At 38.9% G+C, this 11,931-nt stretch carries 12 protein-coding genes; 9 read left to right on the forward strand and 3 right to left on the reverse strand.

All coding sequences use genetic code 11. From position 1 onward, the window contains the following. The first annotated feature begins 199 nt into the window (after positions 1-199). The 3 genes from WA338_RS07655 (at position 200) to WA338_RS07665 (ending at position 1,532) form a co-directional block, all read left to right on the forward strand. A complete protein-coding gene (locus tag WA338_RS07655; RefSeq protein WP_272985767.1) occupies positions 200-406 on the forward strand; it encodes a hypothetical protein in 207 nt (68 codons plus the stop codon). A gap of 5 nt (positions 407-411) precedes the next feature. Beyond that, positions 412-900 (forward strand): hypothetical protein, encoded by a 489-nt coding sequence (locus tag WA338_RS07660; RefSeq protein WP_272985765.1) that lies wholly within the window; start codon positions 412-414, stop codon positions 898-900. Positions 901-1,343: 443 nt separating this feature from the next. Then, a complete protein-coding gene (locus tag WA338_RS07665) occupies positions 1,344-1,532 on the forward strand; it encodes a hypothetical protein (protein ID WP_273005287.1) in 189 nt (62 codons plus the stop codon). Positions 1,533-2,105: 573 nt separating this feature from the next. On the opposite strand, the gene WA338_RS07670 is transcribed toward WA338_RS07665, so the two are convergent. Continuing rightward, positions 2,106-2,510, reverse strand: coding sequence for a glyoxalase (locus WA338_RS07670; protein WP_272985761.1), 405 nt, complete (start codon positions 2,508-2,510; stop codon positions 2,106-2,108). A gap of 160 nt (positions 2,511-2,670) precedes the next feature. On the opposite strand from WA338_RS07670, the gene WA338_RS07675 reads away from it, so the two are divergent. Continuing rightward, a complete protein-coding gene (locus WA338_RS07675) occupies positions 2,671-4,029 on the forward strand; it encodes an NAD-dependent succinate-semialdehyde dehydrogenase (RefSeq protein ID WP_009780586.1) in 1,359 nt (452 codons plus the stop codon). Between the two features lie 65 nt (positions 4,030-4,094). Continuing rightward, positions 4,095-4,565, forward strand: coding sequence for a GNAT family N-acetyltransferase (locus WA338_RS07680; protein WP_273016383.1), 471 nt, complete (start codon positions 4,095-4,097; stop codon positions 4,563-4,565). A 71-nt stretch (positions 4,566-4,636) separates the two neighbouring features. On the opposite strand, the gene WA338_RS07685 is transcribed toward WA338_RS07680, so the two are convergent. Both WA338_RS07685 and WA338_RS07690 read right to left on the reverse strand, forming a co-directional pair. After that, a complete protein-coding gene (locus WA338_RS07685; protein WP_273016382.1) occupies positions 4,637-4,936 on the reverse strand; it encodes a DUF3861 domain-containing protein in 300 nt (99 codons plus the stop codon). 12 nt (positions 4,937-4,948) lie between these two features. Further along, entirely contained in the window at positions 4,949-5,935 is a 987-nt protein-coding gene (locus WA338_RS07690; protein ID WP_273016380.1) for an aldo/keto reductase, read from the reverse strand. A 450-nt stretch (positions 5,936-6,385) separates the two neighbouring features. On the opposite strand from WA338_RS07690, the gene ilvD reads away from it, so the two are divergent. The 4 genes from ilvD to ilvC all read left to right on the forward strand — a co-directional run bounded on the left by ilvD (position 6,386) and on the right by ilvC (position 11,923). After that, the gene (ilvD, locus tag WA338_RS07695) at positions 6,386-8,068 is read left to right on the forward strand and encodes a dihydroxy-acid dehydratase (protein ID WP_272985759.1); all 1,683 of its coding nucleotides are present in this window, start codon (positions 6,386-6,388) and stop codon (positions 8,066-8,068) included. A 6-nt stretch (positions 8,069-8,074) separates the two neighbouring features. After that, on the forward strand, positions 8,075-9,811 hold the full coding sequence (gene ilvB / locus WA338_RS07700) for a biosynthetic-type acetolactate synthase large subunit (protein ID WP_009780580.1): 1,737 nt from the start codon (positions 8,075-8,077) through the stop codon (positions 9,809-9,811). 2 nt (positions 9,812-9,813) lie between these two features. Next, complete coding sequence (gene ilvN, locus WA338_RS07705) at positions 9,814-10,341, forward strand: acetolactate synthase small subunit (RefSeq protein ID WP_009780579.1); 528 nt, start codon at positions 9,814-9,816, stop codon at positions 10,339-10,341. Positions 10,342-10,423: 82 nt separating this feature from the next. Next, a complete protein-coding gene (gene ilvC, locus WA338_RS07710) occupies positions 10,424-11,923 on the forward strand; it encodes a ketol-acid reductoisomerase (protein ID WP_009780578.1) in 1,500 nt (499 codons plus the stop codon). The last annotated feature ends 8 nt before the right edge of the window (positions 11,924-11,931 follow it).

Consider the following 11,931-nt stretch of genomic DNA (forward strand, 5'->3'; position numbering starts at 1 on the left):
TCAGCGATAAAACACGATTCTTGTGCATTTTAAAACTATTAGAGGGCTTAAAAGGCTCAAGCTTCAAGTAGATCACCTAAAACTCAAAACACCTCAAATGCAGTTTTTGTTGGATATCGCAGCTACTTCAACTACTTTTAAAACATAAACAGGCAGTTTTGTAGACCCACTGCCGTTGTAGCCAATTAAAACAAACAATATGGAAATTAGAAACATCATCGCCAGACTTAAACAAGCTGAATACAAATATTCTGAAGCAAGGCGAATTAAGGAGGAATTAAGAAGAAAACCTCTTACCGAACAATTTGAAATTGTAAATAAACTTCGTGAGGAATCACGAAAAAGTGATAATTCGGATATTATCGATGTTATTAACGATATAATAAATGACTTGAACAAAAAATAAGCCGAATGGAATACGCTCTTGAAATAATAGCTTTGGTAGTTTCGGTTTCTGCTCTAATAATTACCTATTTGAACAGAATTGAGAATAATAAGCAAACAAAAAAATCGAACGAAAAAGCGGACAGAGCAATAAAACTATCCGAGGGAAATGTGGAAATGGGGCTACGGAACTCGATTAGTAACGCCAGAACTAATGTAAACTCTGCCATAAGAGATTTAGAAAACTTCAAATTACAGAATCCCGATGCTGACTTGAAAATAATGACTAAACTGTTTTGGTCATCTGTCGAGGACTTATTAAATCAATATGAAAGAGCTTGTATGCTTTATTTAGATGATAAATTGGATAAAGTTCGGTTTCGAATTGAATATTCATCAGAAATCAGGAATGTGGTTGAAAAGGGAGAATACAAAGAAAAATATTTTCCTGCTCATACATCAAAGTATAAAGCGATTTTAAAAGTCTATGATGAATGGGAAAATTTAGAAAAATAACTGGCTACAACAACGGTAACCGTTGCACAAGCCTCGAATTTTTAGATAATATCACTTATTTAAACCGCTTTTAGGCGGTTTTCTAGTATTAGACCGTGGGTAAAAACTGGAAATTAAAGAGCATTAGCATTGATTTAAATGCCTCTTTTAGGCCTGTTTTGAGTCTAAAATACAAGCTGAGCATTCCTGCTGCGCTTTTCGCTCGTTTTTGGGTGAACTTAAGGTATTCCTCAAGTCAGCGATAATAACTCAGCTCCTTGCGCATTGTAAAGCTTTTAGAGGGCTTAAAAAGGGGCAAACCTCAAGTACATCACCTCAAAACTCAAAATACCTCAAATGCAGTTTTTGTTGGATATCGCAGCTACTTCAACTACTTTTAAAACATAAACAGGTAGTTTTGAGACAGACTGCCGTTGTGCACAAGTTAAAAACCGAACTTATAAATGAAATTTGAGCTTCCATTTAAAGAACAAATCTACGACGAGCAAATGACTCTGAATTTCAATACTGCTTGGAATGATAATCTGAAAAAAAACAAAAAAAGGCTGATTTGGGCAATTCCTATGATTTTGTTGGGTGGATTAATAATTTATGGAAAAAACAATCTTGGTTTCTTATTCATCGCAATCTGAATTCACTACTTGATTAACTTCTATGATTATTATTCATATTACAAGAAAAGTAAGAATGCGTTTTTTGAATTAGTAGAAACGGAAAAAAACGGACAAATAGATGCTAACGAAAATTCAATTTGGGAATTTAATGATGACCATTTTAGATATAAAGACTATAAATATGAGGCGAAAATAAAATGGAACGCTTTCAAAAGTACTCGAGTAATTGACAAGAATTTGTTTATCGACCTTAACATTGGAAATAATTCATCGTATGTAATAGGAGAAACCGAATTAGGAACTGAAAATTTCGATAAAGTAACTGAATTTATAAAATCAAAAATCAGATAAAAAAACCAGTGCACAACACTGGTAACCGTTGCACAAGCCTCGAATTCTTAGATAAAATCACTTATTTAAACCGCTCTAAGCGGTTTTTCTTTTTTGGATCATTTGGGTTTAGGCCAAATTCAGAACTCTTAAAACGAATGTATCTGTGTTTGCCGGTCTATTTCTAGGAAAGCCTACAGTTGAGCATTTGCTATAGTTGCTGTTTCCTATCTTATCTATAAAGTACCTTTACAAAAAAACCTAAGCGGCCACTTCCTCTAATAACTGAATATTACTTTGAATACGCTGCTTCACCAGATTCATCATGCGTTTATTTAATGCTGAAGAATTCTGTATATAGGTCTGATATTCTTCAACCGTAAATTGGCCAATAACCATTCCCTTGAGGCTGTTCCTAAATTTGATGTCTTTCTGAATCGCATTTGCGATGTATTCCATTCTTCGGTCTATATTTAAAGTGTAGAATACATTTTTATGCTTTTTGATGTAATTGCGAAAGGCTTCTACCAGAAGATCGTTTTGAAGTTTTACAACCGGACGCAAGGTTCCGTTTTGAAACTGCTCATCAGCACTCATCGTGTCGTCAACTCGAGCTGATAAAATTTCTGGTCTTAATTGGAGTAATTGGGCATCTCTAGAATTCATAGCGTGAAGTTTTCTAAAATTACAATTATAAAATGCACTTCAAACCTGAGAAGTAAAGAGTTGTAAACGACTTATAAACAGCTACACAGTTAAAGTGCTCTTAATCGCGCTATGCTTTGTGTTCTGCTTCTTAACTTTAGGTCACTAATGAAAAGTCCCCATGATTAAATCTATAAATCCCTACACAAAAGAACATGTTTTTCAAAATAAACAACTTACCAAGGCAGAGGCGGTTGAAGCTATAGAAGTTGCCTACGAGCGTTTTTTGTCTTGGAGAAAAACCACTTTTGCAGAGCGCGCTTCGTTAATGCGGGCTGCAGCAGACGAACTCAAAACAAACAAAGAGGATTATGCAACCACCATCACGTTAGAGATGGGAAAGCCTATCAAACAAGCTGTAGCTGAAGTGGAGAAATGTGCGTGGGTTTGTGAATACTACGCGCAAAATGCACAAACGCAATTAGCTCCTAAGACGATCACAACAGATGCTACCGAAAGTTATGTGAGTTACGAGCCACTCGGAGTCGTTCTGGCAGTAATGCCGTGGAATTATCCTTTTTGGCAAGTATTTCGCTTTGCAGCTCCGGCTTTAATGGCGGGTAATGTCGCCCTTTTAAAACATGCAAGCAATGTAATGGAAAGTGCTATGAATATTCAGCGGGTTTTTGAGCGTGCTGGTTTTCCTAAAAGCTGTTTTACCAATTTGCCTTTGCGCAGTGATAAAATTGAGGGAATCATAAAAAATCCTCGCGTTAAAGCTGTTACGCTTACCGGAAGCAAGCCTGCCGGAAGTGCTGTTGCAGCTACAGCCGGAAGCGAGATCAAAAAATCTGTATTGGAATTAGGCGGAAGCAATGCACTTGTGGTTTTTGAAGATTGTAATATGGATGAAACCATAAAAACAGCGGTTCAGGCACGTTTTCAAAATACAGGACAGAGCTGCATCGCCGGAAAGCGTTTGCTGCTTCATAAAGATATTGCCGAAGAATTTACACAAAAATTTGTGGCTAAGGTCAAAGAATTGCAAAGCGGTGATCCCATGGATGAGAATACGTTTATTGGTGTAATGGCGCGAGAAGATCTTGCTGAAGAGCTAGAAGAACAATTAAAATCGAGTGTAAGGCAAGGCGCCAAAATTTTAACCGGAGGAACCCGCAAGAAAGCTTACTTCGAACCTACGGTGGTCACTAATGTTACGACCAAAATGGCTTTGTTTAAAGAGGAAACCTTTGGTCCTGTGATTGGAATTACCACGTTTAAAAATGAAGACGAAGCTATTCATCTGGCAAATTACACTGATTTTGGACTTGGAGTTTCTGTGTTTACCGAAGATAAAGAGCGTGCGCGAAAACTTGTTCCGTTGTTTGATGACGGAGCTGTGTTTATCAACGAGCTCGTTAAAAGCGATCCCAGATTGCCTTTTGGTGGAACTAAAATTTCTGGATACGGCCGCGAATTATCAGAAGATGGTATCAAAGAGTTTGTAAATAAAAAGACGGTTTATTTTAATACCTATTAAATACGATTGGTTCAAAAAGAGGATAATTGTAACTTACCCAAAAAACCTTCAAAACAGCCTTATACATGCCCAAAGTAACTATTAGACGCGTAACCAAAAGCGATACTGATTTTATTCTGAATCTTTTGCCTAGCCTTACAGATCCTGAATTGCCCCACTGGCGCGATCCTGAGGTGATGCTCGATATTGATCAACGTATTTTAAAGGCCGAAATAGAAGATGGTAATAAGGATAATGCGATTTTTATTGCAGAAGATGATAAAGACAAAACACAGCTTGGGTTTATCTTTTTAGAAATAGGGACCGACTATTATCATCGGGAGCCTCACGGCCATATCGCTGATATCATCGTAGCGCCGGAAGCAAGGGGAAGAGGCATAGGTAAAATGTTGATGCAAAAAGCAGAAGAATGGACTAAAGACTGTGGTTACAGCTTATTAACACTTAATGTTTTTGATGATAACAAAAAGGCCAGAAAGCTTTATCAATCTTTAGGTTTTACTCCAGATCTAACCAAATACGGCAAAATATTGTAATTAAAAAAGCGACCTGATTGGGTCGCTTTTTAATTGTTGTTATGTTTTATTTGCTTGGCACAAGCTTGTTATTAAGAGCTTTTCAGCTTTTTCATAAAATCTACAATGTGAGGTCTTAAGTCTTCAAATAAAGGATGCTTTTTATTGCGAAGCATGACTTCGGTAAATAATTTAAGTCCGAGTGCAAATTCTGTTGATTCTTCTTCTGAATTAAAAAGTTGTTTTGACTTTACTTTTTCGATGATCTCAAAGAGTTCGTCGTGGTTTGAGAATTCTAATTCAAGTGTATTATCATCACGCTTTTCTTCTTTTAAAACGCTTAGCTGTTCTAAACTCAGTTTGTAGTGATTTCCTTTTTTTACTGTTGCCATTGCTTTCAGGGTTTACCATTTTTGATGAACAAGCGGCTTTATTTTTTCAGTATAAACCGCATTCATTTCTTCAATTTCTTTTGAAGTTAAATCGGGTCGCTCATAAAGAGAAAGGTTTGACATCAAATGCTCAACCTTAGAAGCTCCGGGAATAATCGTGCTTACTTCCGGATGCTGTAAAATCCATTGAAGCGCTACGGGAGCAAGATTTTCTACCTGAGGGAATAGGTCTTTCAATTGATCTACGGCTTGAAGTCCGGATTCAAAATCAATTCCGCTGAAGGTTTCTCCTTTATCAAAGGCTTCTCCGTTTCGGTTAAAGTTGCGATGATCTTCTTTGTCAAATGAGGAGTTCTGATCAAACTTACCTGTGAGTAGTCCGCTGGCCAAAGGAACCCTTACAATAATTCCGATATCATTTTTTTCCGCTTCGCGAAAGAATAATTCGGCAGGACGTTGTCTAAATACATTAAAAATGATCTGTACCGTAGTGACATTATCATATTGCATCGCTTTTAAGCCTTCTTCTACTTTTTCTACACTCACACCAAGATGGGCAATTTTACCTTCTTGCTTAAGATCTTCAAAAAGTCTAAAGATTTCCGGACGGTAAAATGTATCGGTGGGCGGGCAATGCAATTGAATTAAATCTAAACGCTCTAAACCGGTGTTTTTCAAACTGTCTTCAACATAAGTACGCAATGCTTTTACGGTGTAACCTGCATCAACGTGAGGGCTGATTTGTCTACCACATTTGGTGGCAACATAGACTTCTTCAGCTCTGCTGCGAACCACACGACCTACTGCTGCTTCGCTCATTCCATTCTCATAAACATCTGCAGTATCAATAAAATTGATGCCTTGATCTATTGCGGTGTTGATGATGTGTTCTGCTGTATTATCGTCAAAACCTGAACCCCATTTGCCGCCCACTTGCCAGGTTCCGAGTGAAATTTCAGAGATATTGAGATTTGTTTTGCCTAATCTTCTGTAATTCATAAAAAATTGTTTGAAAATTTTCACTAAAAGTACAAAACCACCTGTTTTCCTATAATAGAATGATCATAAACCCTTGCCAAAATATGGTATTTTTAAAAATGCCTGTAATCCCAATATTTTAGCCGGGTTTCTAATGCTGCCCCATTAAGAATAAATAGCTTTACCATTATGAAAACAGCAATTCGTGTACGTTCTATTATTGTCATTAACGGTAGTTGATGCGGAACGTCATATTTAAATAATAGACCTTCCGTTAAACTGGAAGGTTTTTTTTTGATTAGCATTTAAACGTACCGAATTTCGACTATTGAACATAGTAGTATTTTTAGTTTAAAAATCTGAAAATCAATAATTTAAAATCCTTTTGAGAATTTTTGGTATATCCAAAGCTTTTTGGGAAAAGAATTGATAAAAAATGGGAATAATTAATTTCGAATTAGAATTATAACAATGGAATTAAATAAATACAGTAAAACTGTAACTCAAGACCCAACATTGCCTGCAGCTCAAGCAATGCTGCACGCAATAGGTTTAACCGATGAGGATCTAAAAAAACCACTAATTGGTATCGCAAGTACTGGTTATGAGGGGAATCCTTGTAATATGCACCTTAATGATTTGGCTACCTACGTCAAGAAAGGTGCGTCTAATGCAGATTTAGTCGGACTTATTTTCAATACGATCGGTGTAAGTGATGGTATTTCTAACGGAACTCCGGGAATGCGTTTCTCGCTGCCGTCACGTGATATCATCGCCGACTCTATGGAAACCGTAGTTCAGGCAATGAGTTATGATGGTCTGGTTACAGTTGTGGGCTGTGATAAAAATATGCCGGGAGCATTAATTGCGCAATTGCGATTAAATCGCCCGTCGATCTTAGTTTATGGAGGGACGATCGCTTCCGGATGCCATAACGGAAAAAAACTAGATATCATCTCTGCATTTGAGGCTTATGGTCAAAAAGTAGCGGGAACTATTGATGATAATGAGTTTAAAGAAGTGGTACATAAAGCGTGTCCGGGTGCCGGGGCTTGCGGTGGGATGTACACTGCAAACACCATGGCTTCTGCTATTGAAGCTTTAGGAATGTCATTGCCTTTTAACTCATCGAACCCTGCGGTTACTGATGCGAATATCAAAGAGCAGGAATGTATTAAAGCAGGTGAAGCTTTAAAATATTTATTAGAGCACGACATCAAACCTTCAGACATTGTAACTAAAGAGTCGCTCGAGAATGCGATTCGTTTGGTGACTGTTTTAGGAGGTTCTACCAATGCGGTATTGCACTTCTTGGCAATTGCTAAAGCAGCGCAGGTAGATTTTACACTTGAAGATTTTCAGCGCTTAAGTGATAACACACCGTTGTTAGCAGATCTTAAGCCTTCAGGTAAATATTCTATGGAAGATTTACACGGTGTTGGCGGAATTCCGGGAGTATTAAAATATATGTTGGATAACAATATGCTTCACGGGGATTGTTTAACCGTTACCGGAAAGTCTTTAGCTGAAAACCTAAAAGATGTTCCCAATCTTATAGATGGTCAGGATATCATCAGACCGTTGGATAAGCCAATTAAAGATAGTGGCCATATCCGTATACTATTCGGGAACTTGGCTACTGAAGGAGCTGTAGCAAAGATTACCGGTAAGGAAGGGCTTTCGTTTACAGGAACTGCCAATGTATTCAACAGCGAATTAGAGGTAAACGAAGGAATTAAATCAGGAAAAGTTAAAAAAGGTGACGTAGTGATCATTCGCTATGAAGGACCTAAAGGTGGTCCCGGAATGCCAGAAATGCTTAAGCCTACCTCTTCAATTATGGGAGCCGGTTTAGGTAAAGACGTTGCTTTGATTACTGACGGAAGATTCTCTGGTGGATCGCACGGATTTGTGGTGGGGCACGTTTCTCCCGAAGCACAAGTGGGTGGAAATATCGCACTTGTAGAAAATGGAGATGTCATTTCTATTGATGCCGTAAAGAATACCATCAACATCGATATTACCGATGAAGAATTGGCAAAACGAAGAGAAAAATGGACAGCTCCGGAACTTAGATTCCAACGCGGAGCGTTATATAAATATGCGAAAACAGTCTCGTCAGCTTCTAAAGGTTGTGTGACAGACGAAATGTAGAAGGGTATGGATAATACACAAACAATCAAATTGCAAGACACTGCAGTAGAAGCTACGCAGCGTTTAACGGGAAAAGAAGCTATTATAAAATGCTTGCTTGCCGAAGGTGTAGACACACTTTATGGCTATCCCGGAGGGGCGATTATGCCCGTTTATGACGAGTTGTATAAATATCAAGACAAGCTTCATCACGTCTTGACCCGTCACGAGCAAGGTGCTACGCACGCCGCTCAAGGCTACGCCCGTGTAAGCGGAAGAGTAGGCGTCGCTATCGCTACATCGGGACCTGGTGCAACTAACCTTATTACCGGGATCGCTGATGCACAAATAGACTCTACGCCGATGGTTTGTATTACCGGGCAGGTGGCTTCGCATTTATTAGGTAGTGATGCGTTTCAAGAGACTGATATCATCGGTATTTCTACTCCGGTTACTAAATGGAATTATCAGATCACTAAAGCTTCTGAAATTCCGGAGGTGATGGCTAAGGCTTTTTACATCGCAAAAAGTGGTCGTCCGGGACCTGTGCTTATCGATATTACAAAAGATGCACAGTTTGAAGAGTTTGATTTTGCATATAAAAAATGTACAGCAGTACGTAGCTATAAGCCGATCCCAAAACTAAATCCTGAAGCGTTGCAAGCTGCAGCTGAAGCAATCAATAATGCTAAAAAGCCAATGATCGTTTGGGGGCAAGGTGTTATTTTGGGTAAAGCAGAAGAAGAGTTTAAGGCAGTAGTTGAAAAATCTGGAGTACCTGCAGCCTGGACCATACTTGGAGTTTCAGCGATTCCTACAGATCACCCTTTAAACGTAGGTATGGTTGGGATGCACGGAAATTATGCACCTAACTTAATGACTAACGAGTGTGATGTATTGATTGCTATCGGGATGCGTTTTGACGATCGTGTTACCGGTAATTTAAATACCTACGCAAAGCAGGCAAAAGTGATTCATTTTGAAATTGATCCTGCTGAGGTGAATAAGAATGTAGAAGCTGATATTGCTGTTCTAGGAAACAGTAAAGAAACGCTGGCAGCATTACTTCCGCTTTTAAAAGAGAATACGCATACCGAATGGCATAATCGTTTTAAAGAACTGTATCAGGTAGAATTTGACAAGATCATTAAAGACGATATCACTCCTGAAAAAGAAGGTCTGACGATGGGCGAAGTCCTTGAAGGAATCAATAAAGTTTCAAAAGGAGATGCCGTGATCGTTTCGGACGTTGGTCAACATCAAATGATCGCTTGTCGTTATGCCAAGTTTAACCAGTCAAAAAGCAATGTGACTTCGGGAGGATTAGGTACGATGGGATTTGCACTTCCGGCAGCGATTGGAGCAAAAATGGGAGCGCCAGAGCGTCCTGTAGTTGCGATCATTGGCGATGGTGGTTATCAAATGACCATTCAAGAATTGGGAACCATTTTTCAGACTAAAGTTCCTGTAAAGATCGTGGTGTTGAATAATGATTTCCTCGGAATGGTGCGCCAGTGGCAACAGTTGTTCTTTGACCGTCGTTATGCTTCAACCGAATTGATCAACCCGGATTTTGTGGCTATTGCAAAAGGGTACTATATAGATGCAAAGCGCGTTTCAAAACGTGAAGACCTTGCAGGGGCTATCGAAGAAATGCTAGCTTCAGAAGGGCCTTACTTCTTGGAAGTTACTGTAGAAAAAGAAGATAACGTATTCCCGATGATCCCAACAGGAGCATCAGTTTCAGATATTAGACTTGAGTAGTTATGAGCGAAACAAAAACATATACCGTTTCTATATATACCGAAAATAACATCGGTTTGCTTAACCGTATTTCGGCGATATTTCAGCGTAGAAAAATAAATATCGAGAGTTTAAACACTTCGATTTCAGAGATAGAAGGCGTGTCGCGATTTACTATTGTGATCAACCTTACCGAAGAACGTATGAAAAAGATCATCGGTCAGCTGGAGAAGCAGGTTGAGGTGATCAAAGCGTATTATCACACCGATGAAGAGACCATCTTTTTAGAGACTTGTCTGTTTAAAATCAAATCAGACTTGTTGTTTGAAGAGCGCCAAATTCAGAATATCATAAAAGAAAGTAGTGCACGTATCGTAACCGTGAACAAAGAGTTCTTTGTTTTGGAGAAAGCCGGTCGCCGTAGTGAGATCGAACTTTTATACCGCGAATTAAGCGCTTTCGGAATTATGCAATTTGTACGTTCCGGAAGAATTTCGGTAACTAAAGACGAAATGAAAATCTCTAAAATGCTGGCAGAATTTGCCGAGTAAACTATCGCGCATAGGCTAGGGAAGAAACCCTTTAGCAGCGCAATTAAAATTAACTAATCAATATCATTAAAAATAAATCAAAATGTCAAATTACTTTAATACACTATCCCTAAGAGAACAGTTGGCACAACTTGCCAAATGCCGCTTTATGGAATCTGAAGAATTTTCAAATGGGGTGGAAGCTTTACGCGGAAAAAAAGTAGTCATCGTAGGTTGTGGTGCGCAAGGGTTAAACCAAGGGTTAAACATGCGTGACAGCGGCTTAGATATTTCTTATGCGTTGCGCGAAGGTGCGATTAAAGAGAAAAGAGCTTCGTATAAAAATGCTGTAGATAATGGTTTTACGGTAGGAACGTATGACGAACTTATCCCAACTGCAGATTTGGTTTGTAACCTAACACCAGATAAGCAGCATACTGCTGTGGTTTCTACGGTTATGCCGTTGATGAAAGAAGGAGCTACTTTGGCGTATAGCCACGGTTTCAATATCGTAGAAGAAGGAATGCAAGTGCGCAAAGACTTGACTGTAATTATGTGTGCGCCTAAATGTCCGGGTTCTGAAGTGCGTGAGGAGTACAAACGTGGTTTTGGTGTACCTACACTTATTGCTGTACACCCTGAAAATGATCCTGAAGGAAAAGGTCTTGATCAGGCAAAAGCATATGCTGTAGCAACCGGTGGTCACAGAGCGGGTGTTCTTGAATCTTCTTTTGTTGCTGAAGTAAAAAGTGATTTGATGGGTGAGCAAACCATTCTTTGTGGAATGTTGCAAACCGGTTCTATTCTTTGCTTTGACAAAATGGTTGAAAAAGAAATCGATGCAGGTTATGCTTCAAAATTGATTCAGTATGGTTGGGAAACCATTACCGAAGCGTTAAAGCACGGTGGAATCACAAATATGATGGATCGTTTGAACAATCCTTCAAAAATCAAAGCTTTTGAACTGGCTGAAGAAATTAAAGATATCACACGTCCATTATTCCACAAACATATGGATGATATCATCTCTGGTCATTTCTCAAAAACAATGATGGAAGACTGGGCTAATGATGATGCAAATCTTCTTAAATGGAGAGCAGCAACAGGAGAGACAGCTTTTGAAAAAACACCTGCAGGAAGTCAGGAAATCAGCGAGCAGGAATTCTTTGATCACGGGGTGTTAATGGTGGCAATGGTAAAAGCCGGTGTAGAACTCGCTTTTGAAACCATGACCGAAGCCGGAATCATTGAAGAATCTGCTTATTATGAGTCGCTTCACGAAACGCCACTTATCGCAAATACGATTGCTCGTAAGAAATTATTCGAAATGAACCGTGTGATTTCTGATACAGCAGAATATGGTTGTTACTTATTTGATCACGCGTGTAAGCCAATGCTTACCGAGTTTATGAAAGGCATTGATACCAATGTGATTGGTAAAGCATATGCGACAGACAACAGTGTAGATAACAAAACACTTATTGCTGTAAACGATGCGATTCGTGCTCACGAAGTAGAGGCTGTAGGAGCTTGGTTACGTGAGTCAATGACTGCGATGAAAGACATTAAGACCGTAGCTTCTGGAGAGGCTGTGACAGCTTAAAGATTTTC

The organism is Leeuwenhoekiella sp. CH_XMU1409-2, assembly GCF_037029365.1.
GTDB lineage: Bacteria > Bacteroidota > Bacteroidia > Flavobacteriales > Flavobacteriaceae > Leeuwenhoekiella > Leeuwenhoekiella blandensis.

Bases quoted from the DNA above. Each gene is read 5' to 3' on its own strand.
- WA338_RS07675 (WP_009780586.1), top strand. From the start codon at position 2,671: ATGATTAAATCTATAAATCCCTACACAAAAGAACATGTTTTTCAAAAT.
- WA338_RS07690 (WP_273016380.1), bottom strand. From the start codon at position 5,935: ATGAATTACAGAAGATTAGGCAAAACAAATCTCAATATCTCTGAAATT.
- WA338_RS07655 (WP_272985767.1), top strand. From the start codon at position 200: ATGGAAATTAGAAACATCATCGCCAGACTTAAACAAGCTGAATACAAA.
- ilvB (WP_009780580.1), top strand. From the start codon at position 8,075: ATGGATAATACACAAACAATCAAATTGCAAGACACTGCAGTAGAAGCT.
- WA338_RS07665 (WP_273005287.1), top strand. From the start codon at position 1,344: ATGAAATTTGAGCTTCCATTTAAAGAACAAATCTACGACGAGCAAATG.
- ilvC (WP_009780578.1), top strand. From the start codon at position 10,424: ATGTCAAATTACTTTAATACACTATCCCTAAGAGAACAGTTGGCACAA.
- WA338_RS07660 (WP_272985765.1), top strand. From the start codon at position 412: ATGGAATACGCTCTTGAAATAATAGCTTTGGTAGTTTCGGTTTCTGCT.
- WA338_RS07680 (WP_273016383.1), top strand. From the start codon at position 4,095: ATGCCCAAAGTAACTATTAGACGCGTAACCAAAAGCGATACTGATTTT.
- ilvD (WP_272985759.1), top strand. From the start codon at position 6,386: ATGGAATTAAATAAATACAGTAAAACTGTAACTCAAGACCCAACATTG.
- ilvN (WP_009780579.1), top strand. From the start codon at position 9,814: ATGAGCGAAACAAAAACATATACCGTTTCTATATATACCGAAAATAAC.
- WA338_RS07670 (WP_272985761.1), bottom strand. From the start codon at position 2,510: ATGAATTCTAGAGATGCCCAATTACTCCAATTAAGACCAGAAATTTTA.
- WA338_RS07685 (WP_273016382.1), bottom strand. From the start codon at position 4,936: ATGGCAACAGTAAAAAAAGGAAATCACTACAAACTGAGTTTAGAACAG.